21 protein-coding genes and 1 tRNA gene are annotated in these 20,656 nt (G+C 72.9%); 9 read left to right on the top strand and 13 right to left on the bottom strand.

What is annotated here, in order from left to right; translation table 11 throughout:
- Positions 1 to 2: 2 nt before the first annotated feature.
- Positions 3 to 1,460 carry a M1 family metallopeptidase gene (locus tag OHA37_RS20820; protein WP_266907383.1) on the bottom strand — a complete coding sequence of 486 codons (1,458 nt, stop codon included), beginning with the start codon at positions 1,458 to 1,460 and terminating at the stop codon, positions 3 to 5.
- 49 nt (positions 1,461 to 1,509) lie between these two features.
- Entirely contained in the window at positions 1,510 to 2,067 is a 558-nt protein-coding gene (locus OHA37_RS20815; RefSeq protein ID WP_266907381.1) for a GlcG/HbpS family heme-binding protein, read from the bottom strand.
- Between the two features lie 356 nt (positions 2,068 to 2,423).
- On the opposite strand from OHA37_RS20815, the gene OHA37_RS20810 reads away from it, so the two are divergent.
- The 3 genes from OHA37_RS20810 (at position 2,424) to OHA37_RS20800 (ending at position 5,091) form a co-directional block, all read left to right on the top strand.
- Positions 2,424 to 3,710 (top strand): sensor histidine kinase, encoded by a 1,287-nt coding sequence (locus tag OHA37_RS20810; protein WP_443046191.1) that lies wholly within the window; start codon positions 2,424 to 2,426, stop codon positions 3,708 to 3,710.
- A complete protein-coding gene (locus OHA37_RS20805; protein ID WP_266907377.1) occupies positions 3,707 to 4,327 on the top strand; it encodes a response regulator in 621 nt (206 codons plus the stop codon). Before OHA37_RS20810 ends, OHA37_RS20805 begins: the two co-directional genes overlap by 4 nt.
- 149 nt (positions 4,328 to 4,476) lie before the next feature.
- A complete protein-coding gene (locus OHA37_RS20800; RefSeq protein WP_266907375.1) occupies positions 4,477 to 5,091 on the top strand; it encodes a nuclear transport factor 2 family protein in 615 nt (204 codons plus the stop codon).
- 38 nt (positions 5,092 to 5,129) lie between these two features.
- On the opposite strand, the gene OHA37_RS20795 is transcribed toward OHA37_RS20800, so the two are convergent.
- Both OHA37_RS20795 and OHA37_RS20790 read right to left on the bottom strand, forming a co-directional pair.
- Entirely contained in the window at positions 5,130 to 5,762 is a 633-nt protein-coding gene (locus tag OHA37_RS20795; protein WP_266907373.1) for a response regulator, read from the bottom strand.
- Positions 5,759 to 6,478 (bottom strand): sensor histidine kinase, encoded by a 720-nt coding sequence (locus tag OHA37_RS20790; RefSeq protein ID WP_266907371.1) that lies wholly within the window; start codon positions 6,476 to 6,478, stop codon positions 5,759 to 5,761. The genes OHA37_RS20795 and OHA37_RS20790 overlap by 4 nt, the downstream gene beginning before the upstream one ends.
- 171 nt (positions 6,479 to 6,649) lie before the next feature.
- Here OHA37_RS20790 and OHA37_RS20785 point away from each other — a divergent pair, with 171 nt between their 5' ends.
- On the top strand, positions 6,650 to 7,153 hold the full coding sequence (locus OHA37_RS20785; protein ID WP_266907369.1) for a hypothetical protein: 504 nt from the start codon (positions 6,650 to 6,652) through the stop codon (positions 7,151 to 7,153).
- Between the two features lie 427 nt (positions 7,154 to 7,580).
- Here OHA37_RS20785 and OHA37_RS20780 read toward each other — a convergent pair whose 3' ends face one another.
- A complete protein-coding gene (locus tag OHA37_RS20780) occupies positions 7,581 to 8,291 on the bottom strand; it encodes a pentapeptide repeat-containing protein (RefSeq protein WP_266912947.1) in 711 nt (236 codons plus the stop codon).
- A gap of 97 nt (positions 8,292 to 8,388) precedes the next feature.
- Between OHA37_RS20780 and OHA37_RS20775 the strand changes: the two genes are divergently transcribed.
- A complete protein-coding gene (locus OHA37_RS20775) occupies positions 8,389 to 9,381 on the top strand; it encodes a zinc-binding dehydrogenase (protein ID WP_266912945.1) in 993 nt (330 codons plus the stop codon).
- Between the two features lie 44 nt (positions 9,382 to 9,425).
- Here the strand turns inward: OHA37_RS20775 and OHA37_RS20770 are convergent, their stop codons facing one another.
- From OHA37_RS20770 to OHA37_RS20755, 4 genes are all read right to left on the bottom strand, one after another.
- Positions 9,426 to 9,899 carry a GNAT family N-acetyltransferase gene (locus tag OHA37_RS20770; RefSeq protein ID WP_266907367.1) on the bottom strand — a complete coding sequence of 158 codons (474 nt, stop codon included), beginning with the start codon at positions 9,897 to 9,899 and terminating at the stop codon, positions 9,426 to 9,428.
- 9 nt (positions 9,900 to 9,908) lie between these two features.
- Entirely contained in the window at positions 9,909 to 10,901 is a 993-nt protein-coding gene (locus tag OHA37_RS20765; RefSeq protein WP_266907365.1) for an aminoglycoside phosphotransferase family protein, read from the bottom strand.
- 101 nt (positions 10,902 to 11,002) lie between these two features.
- Entirely contained in the window at positions 11,003 to 11,449 is a 447-nt protein-coding gene (locus tag OHA37_RS20760) for a hypothetical protein (protein WP_266907363.1), read from the bottom strand.
- A gap of 245 nt (positions 11,450 to 11,694) precedes the next feature.
- The gene (locus OHA37_RS20755) at positions 11,695 to 12,420 is read right to left on the bottom strand and encodes a DsbA family protein (RefSeq protein ID WP_266907361.1); all 726 of its coding nucleotides are present in this window, start codon (positions 12,418 to 12,420) and stop codon (positions 11,695 to 11,697) included.
- A 159-nt stretch (positions 12,421 to 12,579) separates the two neighbouring features.
- Here OHA37_RS20755 and OHA37_RS20750 point away from each other — a divergent pair, with 159 nt between their 5' ends.
- Positions 12,580 to 13,962 (top strand): NAD(P)/FAD-dependent oxidoreductase, encoded by a 1,383-nt coding sequence (locus tag OHA37_RS20750; RefSeq protein WP_266907359.1) that lies wholly within the window; start codon positions 12,580 to 12,582, stop codon positions 13,960 to 13,962.
- Between the two features lie 86 nt (positions 13,963 to 14,048).
- Here the strand turns inward: OHA37_RS20750 and OHA37_RS20745 are convergent.
- A tRNA-Thr gene (locus OHA37_RS20745) sits at positions 14,049 to 14,126 on the bottom strand.
- A 104-nt stretch (positions 14,127 to 14,230) separates the two neighbouring features.
- On the bottom strand, positions 14,231 to 14,896 hold the full coding sequence (locus tag OHA37_RS20740; RefSeq protein WP_266907357.1) for a hypothetical protein: 666 nt from the start codon (positions 14,894 to 14,896) through the stop codon (positions 14,231 to 14,233).
- Between the two features lie 188 nt (positions 14,897 to 15,084).
- Between OHA37_RS20740 and OHA37_RS20735 the strand changes: the two genes are divergently transcribed.
- From OHA37_RS20735 to OHA37_RS20725, 3 genes are all read left to right on the top strand, one after another.
- A complete protein-coding gene (locus OHA37_RS20735) occupies positions 15,085 to 16,173 on the top strand; it encodes an ABC transporter ATP-binding protein (RefSeq protein WP_266878809.1) in 1,089 nt (362 codons plus the stop codon).
- Positions 16,174 to 16,403: 230 nt separating this feature from the next.
- Positions 16,404 to 16,817, top strand: a complete 414-nt coding sequence (locus OHA37_RS20730; protein ID WP_266907355.1) for a hypothetical protein — start codon at positions 16,404 to 16,406, stop codon at positions 16,815 to 16,817.
- Between the two features lie 42 nt (positions 16,818 to 16,859).
- Positions 16,860 to 17,639 (top strand): nucleotidyltransferase family protein, encoded by a 780-nt coding sequence (locus OHA37_RS20725; protein WP_266907353.1) that lies wholly within the window; start codon positions 16,860 to 16,862, stop codon positions 17,637 to 17,639.
- Between the two features lie 164 nt (positions 17,640 to 17,803).
- Here the strand turns inward: OHA37_RS20725 and OHA37_RS20720 are convergent, their stop codons facing one another.
- Positions 17,804 to 19,372: a DoxX family protein gene (locus OHA37_RS20720; protein ID WP_266907351.1), complete on the bottom strand. Its 1,569-nt coding sequence runs from the start codon at positions 19,370 to 19,372 to the stop codon at positions 17,804 to 17,806.
- A gap of 222 nt (positions 19,373 to 19,594) precedes the next feature.
- Positions 19,595 to 20,566 (bottom strand): 23S rRNA (guanosine(2251)-2'-O)-methyltransferase RlmB, encoded by a 972-nt coding sequence (gene rlmB, locus OHA37_RS20715; protein ID WP_266907349.1) that lies wholly within the window; start codon positions 20,564 to 20,566, stop codon positions 19,595 to 19,597.
- Positions 20,567 to 20,656 lie beyond the last annotated feature (90 nt).

Genomic DNA, 20,656 nt, shown 5'->3' with positions numbered 1-20,656 from the left:
GCCTACGGCGTCTTCGACGCCTTGGGCCCCTTGGGCCCCTTGGGCGCCTTGGGGCGGTCCTTCCCGTACAGCCACACGTCCCAGACGTCCTTCAGGTCACGGCCGGTCTTCTCCTCCGCGTAAGCGGTGAAATCGGCCGTGCTCGCGTTTCCGTGCCGGTGGTCGGCGGCCCAGCCCCGCACCAGGGCGAAGAACTTCTCGTCGCCGGCCTCCTGCCGGATCCGCTGGAGGACCATCGCCCCGCGCCCGTACACCGGGGACGCGGAGATCTCCTTCGCGCTCCGGGGGGCGGCCGGCGGGAAGGCGCCCCAGTCCGATCCCGCATTCACGTCGAAGCTGGTGTCCCCGGCGAGGTAGGCGTCGAAGTGCTGCTGCGCGCTCGGCCCGCCGTGGTCCTCGGACCACAGCCACTCGGCGTAGGTCGCGAAACCCTCGTTGAGCCACATGTCCTTCCAGGACTTCGGCGACACCGAGTTCCCGAACCACTGGTGCGCCAGCTCGTGCAGCACCAGCTCCTGGCTGCCGGGCGCCCCCGGGAACACCGGCCGGGTCTGCGTCTCCAGCGCGTAGCCGAGGCTGTCCGCGGGCAGCACGATCGCGCCGGTCGTGGAGAAGGGGTACGGGCCGAAGCGCCCGATGCCCCACTCCACCATCTCGGGCAGCCGCGCGAGCGCGGCCCCGCTCGCCGCCGCCTCGCCGGGCGCCACCGCCGTGTAGACGGGGATCCCGGAGGCGGTCCGCCCGGTCGTCACCTTGAACTTCCCGACGGCCACGGTCGCCAGGTAACTCGCCATCGGCTCCGCTGAGTGCCAGTCGAAGGCGGTCCGGCCGTCGTCCTCCTCCGTACGCGAACGCAGCTCGCCGTTGGACACGGCCTCGTACCCCCGGGGGACGGTCACCCTGATGTCGTACGTGGCCTTGTCGCTCGGGTGGTGGTTCCCCGGGAACCAGGCCATCGACCCGACGGGTTCGCCGACGGCGACCGCGCCATCGCCGCCCGGGGTGACGATCCACCCCTCCTCGGCCCCGTCGGGGTCGGTCACCGCCTCGGGCCGGCCGGAGTAGTCGACCTCCGTACGGAAGACCTCCCCACGCTCCAGGTCCTCGGCGGGGCGCACCGTCAGCTCGTTGCCGGAGCGGTTGAAGCGGGCCCCGACGCCCTGCACGCTCACGCCCTCCACCTCAAGCCCGCTGAGGTCGAGGTTGAAGGAGCTGAGCCCGTGCTCGGCACGGGCGGTGATGACGGCGGTGGCGTGCAGCTGCCCGTCGGCCGGGTCGTAGTCGAGGTCCAGGGAGTAGTGCTCGACCTGGTAACCGCCGTTGCCGGCCTTGGGGAAGAACGGGTCGCGCACCCCCGACGCACCCGGCCGCCCCTGCACGGTCTCCCCCGTACAGCCCGTGAGGGCGAACAGGGTGGCGACGGCAGGGGCGGCCAGGCGATACACAAGGCGGTGATCCACGCCTCCGAGACTACGTCCCTCGGCGCTCCACCCCCTTCGACTCCTACCTCTACTTGGCGAGGGCGTCCACGCCGGCCTTGGCGAACTTCTCGTCCAGGTCGCCGGAGGGCGCGCCCGCGACACCGATGCCCGCGACCGGGGCGCCTTCGGCCTGGACGGGGGTGCCGCCACCGAGGAAGAGGGTGCCGGGGATGTCCTTCAGGTTCGGGGCCTGCGCGAGGCGGCCGGCGAGCACCGAGGTCGGGGCGTTCCAGGACACGGCGGTGTAGGCCTTGCGCTGCGCGGACTCGTAGGACTGCGGGCCGGCGCCGTCGCCGCGCAGCGTGACGATGGTGTTGCCGTTGCGGTCCACCACCGCGACGGTCACCTTCTGGTTCTCCTGCTCGGCGGCGTGCAGCGCGGCCTGGGCGGCGCGGGTGGCGGCGTCGATGGTGAGGTGCGTGGAGGTGGTGAAGTTCTTCTTGTCGCCGTCCTTCTTCGCGACGGCGGCGGGGGCGGCGGCCGGAGCCGAGGCCGGGGCGGCGTTGGCGCTGACCGCGCCGAGGGCTCCGGCGCCGAGGACGACGGCGAGGGCGGTACCGGTGAGAACGCGGGTGCGGGTGTTCATGTCTGCTGCTCCTGTGAACGTCGGCACGGCGGGCTGTCCTGCCGTTGCTCCAAGCCTCTCCCCGCCACCCCCACCACCCCGTCCCCGTACCGGCTCCGAACCCGCCCCCCACCGGTTGACCCCAGGGTCAACCGATCGGCTGATGCGCCCTCCCCCCACAACCCGCTTACCTAACCTTCCGGTCCCCCTCCCAGCCGTCCGGCGTTTGAGGACCGGGGTCTGGGGCGGAGCCCCAGGGGGTCCGGGCGCAGCCCGGGGCCCGACGGGTCAGGGCGCAGCCCTGGGAACGGTGGAAGGGCGGGTAGGGGACACCCCCGCGCAGCGCCACCCACCCGCACCCCCCGAAAACCGGCACCATGGACATACGCACCACCCCCAGGAGCACCCCCGTGACCAGCGCACACCCACCCGGCCCGCCAGGCCCGCCAGGCCCGCCGAGCCCACCCGGCCCGCGGAGCCACAGGGCAATCACCCCACCCCCACAAGACACCCGCGCCCTGTCCACGGTCATGCACACCGCGTTCTTCCTCCTCCTGGGCGCCTCGGTAGCCCGCTTCCTCCTCCGCCACCCCGACGAACCCCGCACCCCGTGGATCATCGCCCTGGGCATCACCCTGGCCCTGCTCTACGTACTCGGCCCGGCCCTCGGCGCCGCCCCCACCCTGCGCCGCCTCCTCTGGCTCGGCCTGGTCGTCGCCGTCTGGGTGGTCCTCGTCGTCCTCGCGCCGAGCTTCGCCTGGTGCGCCGTCCCGCTCTTCTACACGGCCCTGCGCACCCTCCCGCCCCGCGCGGCCGTCGTCCTCGTGGCCCTGCTGACCGTGTTCGTCGTGGCGGCCCAGCTGCGCCTCGCCCAGACCTCCGGCTCGGGCGAGCCCTTCGACCCCAACCTGCTCCTCGCCCCGCCCGCCGTCGCCGCCCTCGCCACCGCCGTCTTCGTCCACATGGAGCGCCAGGCGGCAGCCCAGCGCACCCTGATCGACGACCTGATCCGCACCCGCCGGGAACTGGCCGCCACCGAACGCCGCGCCGGCACCCTCGCCGAACGCCAGCGCCTCTCGATGGAGATCCACGACACCCTGGCCCAGCACCTGTCCAGCCAGCAGATGCTCCTCCAAGCAGCCGAACGCACCTGGGACACCGACCCGGGCACCTCCCGCACGCACATCCGTACCGCCACCGACATCACCGCCCGCGGCCTCGCCGAGGCCCGCCGCCTGGTGCACGACCTCGCGCCGCGCGAGCTCGCCGGCGGCGCCGGCCTCCCGGACGCCCTGCGCGCGCTGGACGCGGGCCCGGAGATCGAGGTCCGCTTCCACCTGGAGGGCGCGACGGTCCGCCTCCCCGACCGCGCGGAGCAGGCGCTGCTGCGCATCGCGCAGGGCGCGCTGGCGAACGTACGGGAGCACTCGGGGGCCCGTACCGCGGCCCTCACCCTCAGCTTCCTGGGCGACCAGGTCGTCCTGGACATCGCCGACGACGGCCACGGCTTCACCCCGCTCCGCTCCGCCGCCGCCGAACGCGGCCACGGCCTGCCCGCGATGCGCGCCCGCGTCCGCCAGCTCGGCGGCAACCTGACCATCGAATCCACCGCGGGCGAGGGCACTGTCCTGTCGGCGTCGATCCCCCTGGAGACCACCCCATGACCACGATCCTCCTCTGCGACGACCACGTCGTGGTCCGCGCCGGCCTGCTCGCCCTGCTCGGCAGCGAGCCGGACATCGAGGTGCTCGGCGAGGCGGGCAGCGGCGAGGAAGCGGTCGCGCTCGCGGCCAAACTCCGCCCCGACGTGGTCCTGATGGACCTCCAGCTCGGCGAGGGCATCGACGGCGTGGAGGCCACCCGCCGCATCACCGCCGCCCCGAAGCCCCCGCACGTCCTGGTCCTGACCACGTACGACACCGACGCGGACATCACCCGGGCCATCGGCGCGGGCGCCACGGGCTACCTCCTGAAGGCGGAACGCCCGGAGGAGCTGTTCGCCGCGATCCACTCCGCAGCCCAGGGCCGAACCACCCTCTCCGCCCCCGTGGCCAGCCGCGTGATGGCCCACATGCGCGGCACCCGGCCCACCCTGACCGACCGTGAGCTCGACATCCTCGGCCAGCTCGCCCGCGGCCTCGGCAACCGCGACATCGCCCGCGCCCTGTTCATCAGCGAGGCGACGGTCAAGACCCACCTGGGCCGCATCTACGACAAGCTCGGCGTCGACACCCGCGCGGGCGCGGTCTCGGTGGCCAAGGAGCAGCGCCTCCTTCCCTGAGGCGGGGGCCGTCGGCATCGTCCATCCGTACGAGATCGCGCTCGTACGCCGCGCCGATCCCCCGCGGGCGGCCACACGACAGGCTCGTCAGTGCCCGGACCACCCCGAGCCGGCCCGGGCGCAAGCAGCCGTGTCGAGAGGAACCTGCCATGCCGACCACCGATTTCGCCCCGGAACGCCGCCGCATGCTCACCATGCTGGGCACCGGCGCCGCCGTAGCCGGGCTCGGCGCACTCGCCTCCGCGGCGCCCGCCAGCGCCGCGTCCGAGGACCTTTCGACCGCCTCCTACGGCTCCGGCCCGGCGGGTTCCGCGGAGGACGAGCTGGCGATCAACCGCCTGCTGGAGACCTACCTCTTCGCCGTGGACACCAAGGACAAGACGGTCTTCCGGACCCTCTTCACCGACGACGCCGTCCTCACCGTGATGGCCCACCCCGACGGCACCGCCGGCATCGTCAAGTCCGGCATCGAGGCGGTCGTCGCCAACCTCGACGGCGCGGCGGCCTGGGGCCACTCCACCCACGTCACGGCCAACGCCTACATCCGCGTCACCGGCCGCTACACCGCGACCGGCGACAGCCACGCCACCGCCCAGCTCGTGTACCCGGCCACCGCCACCGCCCCGGAGACCGTCGTCGTGCGCGGCATCCGCTACCGCGACGAGTACGTGAGGTCCGCGGGCGTCTGGAAGATCCGCAAGCGCATCTTCTCGCCGCTCTGGCAGTACAACGGCACCGCGGTCCAGATCAACTACCCGAACTGACCCCACGACCCTGGGGGGGCCCGGCCGGCCGGTCGCCCCTACCCCAGCCCGATGAGCCCCCGGTCGACGGCCGCGCGCACGGCCGCCGTACGGTTCTCCACCCCGAGCTTCTCGTAGACGTGCACGAGGTGGGTCTTGACCGTGGTCCCGCTGATGAAGAGCGCCGAGCCGATCTCCCGGTTGGAGCGGCCCGTCGCGATCAGCTCCAGGATCTCGGTCTCCCGGGCCGTCAGCGCCGCGCTCGGCGCCCGGTACCGGTTCATCAGCCGCGAGACCACCGAGGGCGACAGGGCCGACTCCCCGGCCGCGACCGTCCGCAGCGCCTGGAACAGCAGGTCGGGCGGGGACCCCTTGAGCAGGTACCCCGCCACGCCCGCCTCCACGGCCCGTACGACGTACGCGTCGGACTCGTAGCTGCTGAGCACGACCACGCGGGGCGGCGCGGGCAGCCGCCCGATCCGCCGCGTGGTCTCCACCCCGCACATCCCCGGGCCCATCCGGATGTCCATCAGCACCAGCTCGGGCCGCAGCTCGCGCACCATCCGCAGCGCGGCGCCCCCGTCGGCGGCCTCCCCGCACACCTCGAACTCGGGGCACCCGCCCAACAGCGCCCGCAGCCCGGCCCGCACGACGGGATGATCGTCCACCAACAGGATCCGGACGGGCGTCATCCCGGCCCCGGTCCCGGGCCCGGTCTCGTCACCGGCGGGGGCACCGGCAGCGGGAGCACCAACGGCGGCACCGGAACGCAGACCGACACCACCGTCCCTCCCCCACCCGGACTGCTCTCCACCGTGGCCGTACCCCCCAGATACCCGATGCGGCGGCGCAGCAGCCGCAGCCCGTCCCCGCCCGGACTCCCGTGCCCGTGCCCGTGCCCGGCAGCGGCGGCCGGGTCGAACCCGACGCCGTCGTCCCACACGTCCAGGGCGAGTACGTACGGCTGGTAGGTCAGGGTCACCACGACGGCCGAGGCCCGCGCGTGCCGGCGCACGTTGGCCAGGGCGCCCTGGGCCGCCCGCAGCACCGCGCCCTCGACCCTGCCCGGCACCGGCCGGGGTTCCCCCTCCAGCCGGAACCGGGCCCCGTCCACCCCGGCGCACAGCTCGCGCAGCACATCGGGCAGCGCCGCCCCCCGCTCCAGCTCCACCGGAGCCAGGTCACGGATGATCCGCCGGGCCTCGGCGAGGTTCTCCCGCGCGGCGGCGGCCGCCTGCCGGACCAGCAGCCGGGCCCGCCCCGGCTCCCGGGTCCACTCCCGGTCGGCCGCGTCGAGCAGCAGGTGCATGCTGGTCAGCCCCTGGGCCACGGTGTCGTGCAGTTCGGCCGCGAGCCGGTTGCGCTCCCGCAGCACCCCGGCATCGCCCTGTCCCCCGGCTCCCCCCACGCCCGTCCCCTCTCGCCACGAACGACCCCCCGGACGCGCCGAGCTTAATCCGGCGAACCCGACACCCCCCGGGGGCATCAGCAACTCTGATCCCCGTGCCCGCACCGTCCACGGGGCCCCTTAAGGCCCGCGCGGGAGACCCCCCGCCCCGCACGTGACACCATCGGATACGTGCTCGACATCGGCTACTCCCTCTCCCGGCGCTTCCCCGACCCCCCGCAGACCGACTACCGCTCGGCGGACGTCCACTCGCTGCGCCACGACCTGTTCTGCGGGGACGTCTACCTCGCCGACACCAACGCGGACCGGGAAGTGTCCACAGCCTGGGGATGGGTGCCCGTACTGGACTTCGCCTGGGCGCTGTGCGACATCATCGAGCAGCTCGACCAGGACCCGCGCGGCAGCCGCGCCGCCAACCGCCAGTACGCCGAGATCGACTTCACCGAGTCCTCGGACCGGATGCTCTTCGAGCGCCGCTTCGGCTGGGTCGACGTCGAGGCCGACTGGATGCCGTCGGAAGAAGCCCCCCTCACCTTCAGCCACCGCCTGCTGCGCCGCGAAGCACGGGACTTCCTGCACGACGTGATCGCGGACCTCATCGACATGCACGACGGCCTGGGCGACAACCCGATCATCTGGACCCTCCAGTCCCGCTTCCCCCGAGTCCCGGCGTAGCAGACCGAAGCCAACCCAGCCGCCCGACGCTTGAACACCGGGGTCCGGGGCGGAGCCCAATCCAACCGCCCGACGCTTGAGGACCGAGGTCCGGGCGGAGCCAAATCCAGCCGTCCGGCGTTTGAGGACCGGGGTCCGGGGCGGAGCCCCGAAAACCTCGGGCGCAGCCCGGGTCCCGACAGGTCCGGGCGGAGCCAAATCCAGCCGTCCGGCGTTTGAGGACCGGGGTCCGGGGCGGAGCCCCGAATGCCTCGGGCGCAGCCCGGGCCGGACGGGTCAGGGCGGAGCCCTGGGAACGGTGGAAGGGCGGGTAGGGGACAGCCCCGCAGGGCCACCCGGCCAAGCCGCCAAGCCGAAGCGCAGAGAGCCGGGCTCACCCGGTCCGGTGCCGGGCGGCACGGACCAGGCCGGATCCGAAGGTGACGGCCTAGCCCACCACCCTCAACCCAAGCTGCGCAGCCATCGCCGGCGCCAGCCCAATGAGCTGCGCCGGACTGATCACCGCCCCCGCCAACGCCTCCACACCCCGCGCGATCTCCAGCTCCGCGACCGCCCTCAGGTCCACGTCCGCCATCCGCGCCCCCGTGAAGTCCACCCCCCGCAGCTCGCAGCCCAGGAACTCCACCCGCTCCATCACCGCACCCGAGAAGTCCGGCTCCACCAGCACGCACCCCTCGAAGACCACATCCTTGAGCCGCGCCGTGCGCAGGTTCAGGTAGTCGATCTTGCCTCCGCGTACGAGCACCCGCTCCAGCACCGCCCCGTGCAGCTGGACCCCGCCCAGCCGGGCGTCCAGCAGTTCCACGTCGCGCAGCGAGGCCTCCGACAGGTCCGTCCCCACCCCCCGGACGCCGTCCAGCACCGAGTCCAGGATCCGCGCCTTGGCCAGCCCGGTCTCGTCCAGCACGCAGCGCCGTAGCGCGCAGTCCATGAACCGGGCCCCCCGCCCGTCCCCGCCCGTGAGGTCCACCTCGACGAGCTCCAGCCCGTCGTAGTCCCCGTCCGGCTCCAGCCCGGGCCCCGCGTCCTCCCACCCGCTGAGCTCCGGCAACCGCACCTCCGGCCGCCGCGCTGCCTTCACCGCCTGCTGCTTCCGCTGCCGCTGCTGCTGCTGCGTCTTCCGCCCGTCCCGCGCCATCGCCATCCCCCCATCCTGACCCACCCCTTGACCTCAACCCCACTTGAGGTCCGAGGCTTCACCCATGACCCCACCCACACCCACACCCCCACCCACGATGCAAGCCATCCGCCTCCACGCCTTCGGCCCCGCCGAGAACCTCACCTACGAGTCCGTCCCCCGCCCCGTCCCCGCCCCCGGCCAAGTCCGCATCGCCGTGGCCGCCGCCGGCGTCCACCTCCTCGACACCGCCCTGCGCCGCGGCGTCCAGGGCCCGCCCGCGCCCCTCCCCGAGCTGCCGACCGTCCCCGGCCGCGAGGTCGCCGGCACCGTCGACGCGCTCGGCCCCGGCACGGACCCCGCCTGGCTCGGCCGGAGCGTCGTCGCCCACCTCGGATTCGCCCCCGGCGGCTACGCCGAGTACGCCGTCACCGACGCCTCCCGGCTGCACGCCGTCCCGGACGGCCTCGACCCCGCCACCGCCGTCGCCATGATCGGCACGGGCCGCACCACCCTCGGCATCCTCCAGTTCGCCGAGCTCGGCCCCGGCTCCGTCGCCCTGGTCCCCGCCGCCGCGGGCGGCATCGGCACCCTGCTGGTCCAGTACGCCCACCACGCCGGAGCCACCGTCGTCGCCCTCGCCGGCGGCCCCGCCAAAACCGCCCGGGCCGCCGCCAACGGCGCCGACCTCGCCCTCGACTACACCGCCCCGGACTGGGCCGACACCCTCCGCGCCCACCATCCCGACGGCGCCACCGTCCTCTTCGACTCCGTCGGGGGGTCCGTCGCCCGCACCGCCCTCGGCCTGCTCCGCGACGGCGCCGACCACCTCGTCTTCGGCTGGTCCGGCGGCCCCCTCACCCTCACCGACACCGAGCAGGCGGGCCTCGACGCCCGCGGCGTCACCACGCGGCACGTCCTCGGGCCCGCCATGCTCCAACGCGCCGGCGGCGAAGACCCTCTGCGCCTCCTCGAAACCCGCGCCCTCGCCGAAGCCGCCACCGGCCGCCTGCGCCCGGCCCTCCAGCGCTACCCCCTCGCCGAAGCCGCCGCCGCCCACCGCGACCTGGAAACCCGCGCCACCACCGGCAAGGTCGTCCTGGAACCCTGAGGACCGGCGCCCCCGGCTATGCGTCTCCGCCTACTCGCCCCCGCCTACTCGCCGCCGAGCTCCGCCAGCGCCCCATCGGTCAGCCGGTACACCGACCACTCGTCCTGCGGCCGCGCGCCCAAGGCCTCGTAGAAGGCGATCGTGGGCTCGTTCCACTTCAGGACCGACCACTCCAGCCGCTCGTACCCGCGCTCCACGCAGATCCGCGCCAACTCCCGCAGCAGCGCCTTCCCGTGGCCGCCGCCGCGAGTGCCCGGACGGACGTACAGGTCCTCCAGGTAGATCCCGTGCACCCCGCGCCACGTGGAGAAGCTGAGGAACCACAACGAGAACCCGACCGCCTCGCCCTCCTCCGTCACCGCGAGGTGCGCGAACGCCGCCGGCCGCTCCCCGAAGAGCGCCTCCCGCAACTGCTCTTCGGTGGCGCGCGCCTCGTGCGGCACCTTCTCGTACTCCGCGAGCTCGCGGATCATGGACTGGATGACGGGTACGTCGCTGAGGACGGCGTTACGGATCATGCCTGCACCCTACGAGCCCCCGCGCCCGCCCCTGCCCCCGTCCCGCCCCAGCAGCGACTCCGCGACCCTCAGCTGCACCTCCGCCGGCCGGTCCCCGTCCTCCACGTCCCACAGGCAGTTCTGCAGCACCCGCCCCAGCGTCCACGCCCGCGCCCGTTCCCGGTCCGCGTCCACCACCTCCGCGAGCGCCTCGAAGCGCCACCGCACCTCCCGCGCACGGAAGTTGTTGACCAACGCCGGCAGCAGCTCGAACCCCGGATCACCGGCGAGCGGCTTCGGATCGATGGCCACCCACGGCTCGCGCCCCCCCGCCAGCACGTTGTCGTAGTGCAGGTCCCAGTGCAGCAGCCGGTCCCCCGGCTCCCCCACCACCTCCGCGAGCGCCGCCGCGCAGTCCGCGACCAGCCTCCGCTCCCGGTCGCCCCCCAGCTGCTCCAGCTGCTCCAGCGCCCCCGGCACCTCCTCCAGCATCCCCGCCGCCAGGTCCCCGAGCCGTCGCAGCCCGGCCGGCGCCGGGACCGCCGTCAGCCGGGCCAGCAACCCGCCGACGACCTCCACCGCCCGCCTGGAATCCCGTACGGCCAGCGCCGACAGGGGCCTGGTCTCGTCGAGGCGCTCCAGCAGCAGCGTGCCGGTCTCCGGATCGTCCGCCAGCAGCCGTACGCAGCCCTCCCCGGCCCACGCGCGCAGCGCGAGCGGCTCCCCCGCGTTCTCCTCGTCCAGCGCCGGCAGCTTCAGCGCCGCCGCCGTCCCGTCGGCCCGCACCACCGGCAGCACCAGGGCCGTCACCCCGTGCATCCCGGGCCCGGTCACCCGTAGCTCCCACCGCTCCAGGAAGGCGGCCACCCGCCCGGGCAACGCGTCGACGAAGGCCCGCCCGGCCGCCCCGTTGTCGCGCACCTGCGCCCGCGCGAACGGCGCGGGAACCCCGCCGAACCCGCTCCCGCCCGAGTCACCCGAGTCACCCGAGCCGCCCGAACCACCCGCCGTCGCACCGTCCATGGCCCGACCCTAAAGGGGACCGGCCGGCCCCGGGCAGACGGTCGAGAACATGCGAAAGGGGGTGTCACCCGCATCCGGGTGACACCCCCTCGTCGCGCGCCCTACGACATGTTGGAGTCGTCGAACGGGTTGTGCATCACCTTCGAGTCATGGCAACTCGCGATCGCGCCGCTGCCGGCCTTGATCTTGCAGACCTGGAAGTAGGCGTAGTCGATCCAGCCGGCTTCCAAGTACGTCCGCCACTCGGCACGCGTCTGGCCGGTGGGCACGGTCCGCATCGCCCAGGTCCTGTTGCCGATTTCGCCCCCGGTGACGAGGCGGATGCCGATGACGTAGCCGTCGGTCGCACGGTCCTCGGCGATGAGCGCTATCGGGTCGAGACGGTAGGGGTTGATCCTCCACTGGATGACCGCCCGCCCGTAGTAGGCGTTGGTCGAGATGCTTTCATCGCTGACCGTCCCGGCCGCGGCCGCGGGGCTGGCGACGAGCGGAGTGAGGATGGCGGCCAGAGCTGCCGCAGTGGCGACGAGGCTGGACTTGAGACGCAAGGATCCCCCCGGGGAGCGCGCGTTGGCTGGAAACACCTACTCTAGCTCGAATTCGATCACGCCTGACCAAGCGTCAATTGGACCCACCTGAAGCGCCGTTCGACCCTCCCAGCACCTCACACCGGCCGCACCGGCCGCAGCCCACGGACGGCGGCCGGGCGCGATCCGAAAGAGACGGCCAAGACCCAAGCCCAGGCCAAAGCCCAGGCCCAAGCCCAGGCCCAAGCCCAGGCAAGGGCCCAGGCCTAGGCCGAGGCCCCGATCCCGACACCCTTCAACGCCCCCACGAACGCCCCCGCGTCGAAGAGCGACCCGTCCTTCGACCCCACCGGCTTCCCCTCGACCAGCACCATCGGCGTCGCCTGCGCACCCGTCGCCTCGAAGCCCTTCTCCGCCTCGGCGACCCACCCCTTGTACTTCTGGTCCTTCACCGCCGCATCGAACTCAGCCCCGCGCAGCCCCGGTACCCGGTCCGCGATCCTCAGGAGCAGCTCGTCGGTGAACTTCCCCTTCGGCTGGCTGGCGAAGACCGCCGCGTGGAACTCCGCGAACTTCCCCGAGTCCGCCGACGCGCGCAGCGCGTTGACCGCCTTGACCGAACCGCTCGCCCCGTCCCGGTCCAGGAACGAGGCCAACAAGTACTCGATCTTCACCTGACCGGCCACCGCGAGCTTCAGCAGCGACTCCCCGCCGGCCTCCTCGAACCGCGCGCAGTGGCCGCACTTGGGATCCACCAGCACCTGCGCGGTGCGCGGCGCGTCCGGCTTCCCCACGACGATCTTCGCCCCGTCCACCGCCGCGGGCAGTCCCGCGAGCTGCCCGGCGATCGGACTGGTCCGCACCGGAACCTCGGAGGCGGCCACGGCCTTTCCCCCGCCCGTCCCTGACCCGCACCCGACGACCGCCCCGCCCAGCAGGGCCACGGACGCGACCGCCGCGACCAGCCGTCCTGCCACCACAACCCGCGCCATACGAACCAGTACCTCTCATACAAAAACCCAACAAAATCCCCGCCCCACCCTAAGAAGGATCCGCACCGCCCACATCAGCCATTCGGCCACCCCTCAGCCCCCAAAACACGACGTCACGCCGCTGGACACCCCTCCGCAACCCCGTGTACCAACTCCCCCATGACGATCAACGGCGGAATTTCCTTCTGGTACGCGACGGACGAGACCGCCCACGCCCACCCACCCCGCGCCCCGCTCACCGGCAACACCACGGCCGACGTCGTCATCGTCGGCGGCGGCTACACCGGCCTGTGGACCGCGTACTACCTCAAAACCGCCGCCCCCGACCTGCGCGTCACCGTCCTGGAGCAGAAGTTCTGCGGCTACGGCGCCTCCGGCCGCAACGGCGGCTGGCTCTACAACGGCATCGCCGGCCGCGACCGCTACGCCACCCTCCACGGCCGCCCCGCCGCCCAGCGCCTCCAGCACGCCATGAACGAGACCGTCACCGAGGTCATCGACACCGCCGCCAAGGAAGGCATCGACGCCGACATCCACCGCGGCGGAGTCCTCGAAGTGGCCCGCACCCCGGCCCAGCTCTCCCGCCTCAAGGCCTTCCACACCGCCGAACTCGCCTTCGGCGAAACGGACCGCGAGCTCTACGACGCCACCGACACCCGCGCCCGCATCAACATCGCGGACGCCGTGGGCTCCTCCTGGACCCCGCACGGAGCCCGCATCCACCCCCTGAAGCTGGTCAAGGGCCTGGCCGCCGCCTGCGAACGCCTCGGCGTCGTCATCCACGAGTCCACCCCCGTCACGGAGATCGCCCCGCGCCGCGCCCTCACCCCGTACGGCACCGTCCGCGCCCCGTACGTCCTGCGCTGCACGGAGGGCTTCACCGCCGCCCTCAAGGGCCAGAAGCGCTCCTGGCTCCCGATGAACTCCTCGATGATCGCCACGGCCCCCCTCCCCCCGGAGACCTGGTCCCAACTCAACTGGTCCGACGCCTCCACCCTCGGCGACATGGCCCACGCCTACATGTACGCCCAGCGCACGGCCGACGACCGCATCGCCATCGGCGGCCGCGGCGTCCCCTACCGCTACGGCTCCCGCACCGACAACGACGGCCGCACCCAGCCCGCGACGATCACGTCCCTCACCGACCTCCTCACCTCCTTCTTCCCGGTCCTCACCGGCGTGGAGATCACCCACGCCTGGTCGGGCGTCCTGGGCGTCCCCCGCGACTGGTGCGCCACGGTCACCCTCGACGCCACGACGGGCCTCGGCTGGGCCGGAGGCTACGTGGGCTCCGGCGTGGCCACGGCCAACCTCGCGGCCCGCACCCTCCGCGACCTGGTCCTGGGTGCCACAACGGACCTCACGACCCTCCCCTGGGTCAACCACCGAGTCCGCCGCTGGGAACCGGAACCCTTCCGCTGGCTGGGCGTCCAGGCCCTCTACGCCGCCTACCGCGAGGCCGACCGCCGGGAATCCACCACCCACACCCCGACGACAACCCCCCTGGCCCGCCTGGCGGACCGCATCTCGGGCCGCCACTGAGGGCATGCGAAAAGGCCCCGGGTGATCACCCGGGGCCTTTTCGCCTCTGCACGAATCCCCTGGGCCGACAAGCTTCCGACCTGGGATGGAGCCCCCTGTCGGATTCGAACCGACGACCTACGCATTACAAGTGCGTTGCTCTGGCCGGACTGAGCTAAGGAGGCGTGGTGACTCTGCGCAAGGCACGGAATCGCCTTCACTCTACACATCGCCCCGACCCCTCAGCGAAGAACTTTCCGGTGTCCGGGGCCGCCGTCGGCGGCCCCCCTCACACCCCCGGATACCCCGCCCGCGCCACCCTCGGCGCCACCGCCGCCAGCGGAAGGCCCGGGTTCAGGGCGTCCACGACCGCCTGGGTGAGCGGGCGCAGCTCCCACACGTGGCGGATCGCCTCCAGCGGGAGGTCCGTCTCGTAGTAGTCCTCGGCGAAGTCGCGGTAGGCCTCCGGGGTGCCCGCCACGAGCAGCTCGAAGAGGTAGTCCGCGCCGTCCGGGTCGGACTTGCCCTCCGGGAACTCCACCTTGCCCGTACGCCACTGCGCGTCGCCGGTCTCGCGCCAGAAGACCGCGGTGGCGTTGAACACGCCGTCCACGCAGAACGCCGGCTCCGTCAGGTACGGCCGGAAGGCCTCCGGTATGCCGTCGGTCAGGCCCGGCCACAGCCTCGCCTCGTCGTCCCCCCACGGGCTCATCACCGACTCGTGGTCGAAGCCGTGCCCGAAGACCCCGTCCGCCGTGAAGACGATCGCGTAGTCGTCGCCCGATCCGTTGTCCATCAGTGCCACTTCCTCGCCCGGGCCCCACTCCGGGTCGTAGGCGAAGTAGCCGTCGTCCTCCTCGCCGCTGATCACCAGTTCCAGCGCCGCCATCGCCCGGCAGCGGTCGCGCAGCGTCTCGATGTCGGGCAGCGCGCGGGTCACGTCGTAGATGGTCATGGTCGTGATCAAAGCAGCCGGCACTGACAGCCGTCGGGGCCATCGCGGGACGTCGGGGAAGTCACCCCCGCCCAGGTGCTGACAGGAGCCGCGCGGGCGGGTAGCGTCGGGCCGAGTCCAGTCCACTGGACTAGACCTTCCACTCGGATCGTCCGGCACGTTCCTGCCGGTAGAAGGGATTCATCACCATGGCTTCTGTCACTTTCGACAAGGCGACCCGTCTGTACCCCGGCGGCGACAAACCCGCCGTGGACCAGCTGGAGCTGGAGATCGCGGACGGCGAGTTCCTCGTCCTCGTCGGCCCCTCCGGCTGCGGCAAGTCCACCTCGCTGCGCATGCTGGCCGGCCTGGAGGACGTCAACGGCGGCGCCATCCGCATCGGTGACCGCGACGTCACGCACCTGCCGCCCAAGGACCGGGACATCGCGATGGTGTTCCAGAACTACGCGCTCTACCCGCACATGTCCGTCGCCGACAACATGGGCTTCGCGCTCAAGATCGCCGGCGAGGACAAGGCCACCATCCGCAAGAAGGTGGAGGACGCGGCGAAGATGCTGGACCTGACCCAGTACCTCGACCGCAAGCCGAAGGCGCTCTCCGGCGGTCAGCGCCAGCGCGTCGCGATGGGCCGCGCGATCGTGCGCAAGCCGCAGGTGTTCCTCATGGACGAGCCGCTGTCGAACCTCGACGCCAAGCTCCGCGTGTCCACCCGCACGCAGATCGCCGCCCTCCAGCGCGACCTGGGCATCACCACCGTCTACGTCACCCACGACCAGGTCGAGGCCATGACGATGGGCGACCGCGTCGCGGTCCTCAAGGACGGTCTGCTGCAGCAGGTCGACACCCCGCGCAACATGTACGACCGCCCGGCGAACCTCTTCGTCGCCGGCTTCATCGGCTCGCCGGCCATGAACCTCGTCGAGGTCCCGATCACCGACGGCGGCGTGAAGTTCGGCGACAGCGTCGTCCCGGTCTCGCGCGAGGCACTGTCCGCCGCCGCCGACGCGGGCGACCGCACGGTCACCGTGGGCGTGCGCCCGGAGCACTTCGACATCGGCGAAACGGGCGGCCTGGAAATCACCGTGAACGTCGTCGAGGAGCTGGGCGCCGACGGGTACGTCTACGGCTCGACCTCGCACTCCGAGGGTTCGCAGGACATCGTGGTGCGCGTGAACGGCCGCCAGGTGCCCGAGAAGGGCTCCACGCTGCACGTGGTGCCGCGCGGCAACGAGATCCACGTCTTCTCGACCTCCTCGGGTGCCCGCCTCTCCGGCTGACCCGTACGCGCACATCCGCCGAAGGGGCGTCCCGTCAAGGGGCGCCCCTTCGGCGCGAGTTCCGGTCCGGGTTCCGGTCCGAGGTACGGCGCGAAGTCCGGTGCGAGGTCCGGCAGATCGGGCCATTCGGCCCCAAGCGTCAACCCTTAATTCGAAAAGCCACGTCGAACCATCCCCCGACCGGGTGACTAAATGTCGCCATATCTTCACCGAGCGCTACTCTCGCCCTCGTGACCCACACTGCCCGCCGTATCGGCCGATCCCTCGCCCTGGTCCTGCCCGTCGTCCTGGTCCTGTCCGGGACCCTCGCGGTCACCATGGTCCCCTGGGCGGACAACACCCCCTCCCAGATCCTGACCGCGTCCGCCGAGGACGTCTCCGTCCCCGCGAAGCCGCGCGCCGCCCAGGACGTGCTGCGCGACAAGCTGTTGAGCGAGATCCAGCAGGGCGAGCAGCCTGGTGACGTCCTGACCCACCTCCAGCAGGAGGTCGACCGGCGGCCGTCCCTCGCCGAGCACTGCGTGGGCATCGCGCGCGCGCTCGGGCGGGCCGCGGTGGACGCCTACGGGCCCACGAAGGCCCAGTCGTACGCGCGGCCCGTGTGCGACACCGCGTACGCGTCCGGCGTCGCCTCCATGGGCTGACGGCCGCCGCCGCACGCCCTTCAGCACCCGGACACGAAGAACATGACCGATTCCGAGCGTTCCGAAAGCTCCGAGCGTTCCGACCGACCCCACGCGGCCGCGTTCCCGGCTTCCCCGACCCAGGCCGTTGTCCTGGCGGGGGGCCAGGGTTCGCGGCTGCGGCCTTATACGGACGACCGCCCCAAGCCGATGGTGGAGATCCCCGGAACGGGGATGCCGATCATCGGGCACCAGCTCGCGTGGCTGGCCTCCGAGGGGGTGACGGACGCCGTGGTCTCCTGCGGGCACCTCGCCGAGGTGCTCCAGCAGTGGCTGGCCGAGGCCCCGTTGCCGCTGCGGGTGACCACCGTCGTGGAGAACGAGCCGCTGGGCCGGGGCGGCGGTCTGAAGTACGCCGCCCGGCACCTCCCGCACCCCGACCGGTCCTGGTACGCGACCAACGGCGATGTGTGGACCCGCTTCTCGCTGCGCGAGATGGCCGCCTTCCACGCCGAGCGCGGGGCCACGGCCACGCTCGCGCTGGCCCGGCCGCGGATTCCGTGGGGGGTGGTGGAGATCAACGAGTACGGGCACGTACTGGACTTCATCGAGGCGCCGCAGTCCCCGTACCCGGTCAATGCCGGCGTGTACGTCTTCGGTCCCGAATTCGCCGCCCTGCTGCCGGACTTGGGCGACCACGAGCGGACCACCTTCCCGCGCCTGGCCCGTGAGCGGCGCCTCGCGGGCTTCCCGCTGCCCCAGGGGGCCTACTGGCGGGCGATCGACACGGCGAAGGACCTCACCGAGGCGGCACGGGAGTTGGCCGCGCAGAACGCCCCGTAGCGCCTCCCGTTGCCCCTACGGGCCCACACGCGCCCGTACAGGCCCGCACGGCGGCACACGGCCGGCACGGCCCCGCACCGGCCGCCCCGCACCGTCCCCGCACACGAAGAAGGCCCGGCACGCTCTCGCGTACCGGGCCTTCGCCTTCGCTGTCGCCGTGCCCGTCAGCCGCCGAGCAGTCCGCCCAGCAGGTCGGGCTTCGACGGTGCGGTGCTCCCCGTTCCCCCGGTGGAACCGCCGCCGCTCGTTCCCGTGGAGCTGGCCGGGGGCTTCTGCGGGGTGGACTGGCGGGGGGTGCTGCGCGGGGACTTGGTGCCGCTGGTGGTGCCGCGGGTCGCGCTCGGCGAGCCGGAGCCGGCCGTCGGGGAGCTCGAACCGGCGGCCCCGCGCCCGGTCTTGGCGGCCGGCGAGGAGGCTCCGGCCGAGGGCTGCACGGCCCGCTTCGAAGCCTGACCGGGGCTGGGGCTCACGGGCTGCTGCTGCTTCGGGGAGCGCGGCAGGGGCCGCCCGGGAAGGTAGTTGCTCGGGGCCTCGCCCGGTCCGGGCACGGTGACCACGGTGGTGGAGCGGACGGCGCCGCCGAGGAGCGAGCCGATGAGCAGGGTGAGCCCGCAGATGACGCTGGCCATGATGGCTCCGCGGCGCAGGACCCGGCGGCGCAGCCGCCAGACCTCGGACCGCGGGCCGAGCGTGCGCCAGGCCTCGCTCGCGAGGCGGCCGTCCAGGGAGTAGACGGGGGCGCCGGCGATGATCAGCGGGCTCCAGGCGGCGAGGTAGATGATGTCGGGCGCGTCGTAGGCGGGGACGGTCTTCCAGCTCACCGTCATCAGCAGCGCGGCGGACAGCAGGGCCCCGAAGCAGGCGGCGAACCGCTGCCACAGGCCGAAGACCGTCAGGACGCCCACGATGACCTGGAGGAAGGCCACGCTGAGGCCGGCGCCGACCGGGTGGGCCAGTGCGAAGTCGCGCAGCGGTTCGGCGAGGGCCCACGGCTGCAGGGTCTGCAGCCAGGTGACCATGGAGCCGCGCTCGCCGCCGTCGAAGTAGACGGGGTCGCACAGCTTGCCCATGCCGGCGTAGATGGAGATGAACCCGAGGAAGACGCGCAGCGGGAGCAGCACGACGCCGAGGTTCATGCGGCGGCCGGGGTAGTACGAGGCCTGCGCGCGGGCGTCGCCCTGGGCGCGGCGGGAGTCCGCCGATCCGCTGCCTTCGGAGTAGGCGGCGTCGTAGGCCTCGTGGGAGTGGGAGAGGCCCCCCACCACGGGCTGCAGCCGGGTCTCGGCCGGGTCGCCGTGGCTGCGCTGCCCGATGACGGTCGGGGTGGCGAGGGTGTCGTCCGCGAGGTCGTGGGCGAGGTCGACGCGCGGGATCGTCTGGGTGGCCCCGCCGTCGTACTCCGCGTGGCCGTCGTGGGCGCGCCCGTGATCGCGTACGGCCTGGAGCAGGCCGCCCATGGCGGCGCTGGCGGCGGCGTCGCCGGGGGCGGACTTGCCGCTCCAGACGACGGGGCGGCGGCGTGCGGCGCCGGCTCCGGCGGCCGCGAGGGCCCCGCCGAGTGCCGGGGCGAGCCCGGAGGCGCCCGAGGGCCTGGGACGCGCGCTGGGGCTCGGTGCGAGCCGCACGCGGAAGCTGGCGTGGTTGACGATGACCTGTGCGGGGTCGCACGGCACCTTGACCATGCTCAGCGCGGGCTGGTCGTCGAACCCTGGCGTTCTGGTGTCCACACTCATCTAACCGAGTGACGGGTGTTTAGGACACTGCCTTGACATCAGGGATGTGTCCGAGACCCGTCAAATCAAGCCACCCCGCCCGTAAGGGGCGGGGTGGCACGCTCACGGGTCACGTCCGATGAGCCAAGTGGATCAAGCGGCGGCCGCGGTGGCGCTCAGGCGGCTGCTGCCGGTGGTGCTGCTGCCTGCGCTCCTGGTGGCCGCTGACGCTGCCCGTGGTGCTCAGGCGCGGCCGCGGACGGCGCGGCGGCGGGAGGCCTCGTAGAGGACGACGCCCGCGGCGACACCGGCGTTGAGCGACTCGGCGCCGCCCGGCATCGGGATGCGCACGAGGTAGTCGCAGTTCTCGCCGACGAGGCGGCCGAGGCCCTTGCCCTCGGAGCCGACGACGATGACGACGGGGCCGCCGAGCGCTTCGAGCTCGTGGACCTCGTGGGTGCCCTCCGCGGCGAGGCCGACGACGGTGATGCCGGCCTTCTTGTACTCCTGGATGGCGCGGGTCAGGTTGGTGACGCGCGAGACCGGGGTACGGGCGGCGGTGCCGGCCGAGGACTTCCAGGCACCGGCGGTCATGCCGGCGGCGCGGCGCTCGGGGATGACCACGCCGTGGCCGCCGAAGGCGGAGACGGAGCGGACGATCGCACCGAGGTTGCGCGGGTCGGTGACGCCGTCGAGGGCCACGATGAGCGGGTCCTCGTGGTTCTCGTACGCGGCGGCGGTGAGGTCCTCCGGGTGCGCGTACTCGTACGGCGGGACCTGGAGGACCAGGCCCTGGTGGTTCAGGCCGTTGGTCAGCCGGTCGAGCTCCGGGCGCGGGGCTTCCATCAGGTTGATGTTGCCGCGCTCGGCCGCGAGCTGGAGGGCCTCGCGCACGCGCTCGTCGTTGTCGATGAACTGCTGTACGTACAGGGTGACGGCCGGTACGCCGTCGCGCAGCGCCTCGAAGACCGGGTTGCGGCCAACGACCATCTCGCTGGTGCCCTTGGGGCCGCCGCGGCGGGGGGCGGGGCGGCGCTTGGCCGCCTGCCTGGCCATGGCGTTGCTGATGCGGTTGGCCTTGTGCTTCTTGCGGTCCTCGGCCTTGGGCGTGGGGCCCTTGCCTTCCAGGGCCTTGCGCCGCTGGCCACCGCTGCCGACCGTCGCGCCCTTCTTGTTGGACGTGCGGCGGTTCCTGCGCTGGCTGTTCCCGGCCATGACCTCTACCTGATTTCGTTGGTTCTGCGATATGTACGTATGAAGAGTGTGCCGCCCGGGATGCCGAGCGGCCCAATCTGAGTGCGCCAG

Source organism: Streptomyces sp. NBC_00335 (assembly GCF_036127095.1).
Classification (GTDB): domain Bacteria; phylum Actinomycetota; class Actinomycetes; order Streptomycetales; family Streptomycetaceae; genus Streptomyces.
This window is presented reverse-complemented; position numbering and strand designations above follow the sequence as displayed.

Bases quoted from the DNA above. Each gene is read 5' to 3' on its own strand.
- OHA37_RS20805 (WP_266907377.1), top strand. From the start codon at position 3,707: ATGACCACGATCCTCCTCTGCGACGACCACGTCGTGGTCCGCGCCGGC.
- OHA37_RS20800 (WP_266907375.1), top strand. From the start codon at position 4,477: ATGCCGACCACCGATTTCGCCCCGGAACGCCGCCGCATGCTCACCATG.
- OHA37_RS20815 (WP_266907381.1), bottom strand. From the start codon at position 2,067: ATGAACACCCGCACCCGCGTTCTCACCGGTACCGCCCTCGCCGTCGTC.
- OHA37_RS20795 (WP_266907373.1), bottom strand. From the start codon at position 5,762: ATGACGCCCGTCCGGATCCTGTTGGTGGACGATCATCCCGTCGTGCGG.
- OHA37_RS20735 (WP_266878809.1), top strand. From the start codon at position 15,085: ATGGCTTCTGTCACTTTCGACAAGGCGACCCGTCTGTACCCCGGCGGC.
- OHA37_RS20725 (WP_266907353.1), top strand. From the start codon at position 16,860: ATGACCGATTCCGAGCGTTCCGAAAGCTCCGAGCGTTCCGACCGACCC.
- OHA37_RS20765 (WP_266907365.1), bottom strand. From the start codon at position 10,901: ATGGACGGTGCGACGGCGGGTGGTTCGGGCGGCTCGGGTGACTCGGGT.
- OHA37_RS20775 (WP_266912945.1), top strand. From the start codon at position 8,389: ATGCAAGCCATCCGCCTCCACGCCTTCGGCCCCGCCGAGAACCTCACC.
- OHA37_RS20780 (WP_266912947.1), bottom strand. From the start codon at position 8,291: ATGGCGCGGGACGGGCGGAAGACGCAGCAGCAGCAGCGGCAGCGGAAG.
- OHA37_RS20740 (WP_266907357.1), bottom strand. From the start codon at position 14,896: ATGACCATCTACGACGTGACCCGCGCGCTGCCCGACATCGAGACGCTG.
- OHA37_RS20755 (WP_266907361.1), bottom strand. From the start codon at position 12,420: ATGGCGCGGGTTGTGGTGGCAGGACGGCTGGTCGCGGCGGTCGCGTCC.
- OHA37_RS20770 (WP_266907367.1), bottom strand. From the start codon at position 9,899: ATGATCCGTAACGCCGTCCTCAGCGACGTACCCGTCATCCAGTCCATG.
- OHA37_RS20720 (WP_266907351.1), bottom strand. From the start codon at position 19,372: ATGAGTGTGGACACCAGAACGCCAGGGTTCGACGACCAGCCCGCGCTG.
- OHA37_RS20750 (WP_266907359.1), top strand. From the start codon at position 12,580: ATGACGATCAACGGCGGAATTTCCTTCTGGTACGCGACGGACGAGACC.
- rlmB (WP_266907349.1), bottom strand. From the start codon at position 20,566: ATGGCCGGGAACAGCCAGCGCAGGAACCGCCGCACGTCCAACAAGAAG.
- OHA37_RS20810 (WP_443046191.1), top strand. From the start codon at position 2,424: ATGGACATACGCACCACCCCCAGGAGCACCCCCGTGACCAGCGCACAC.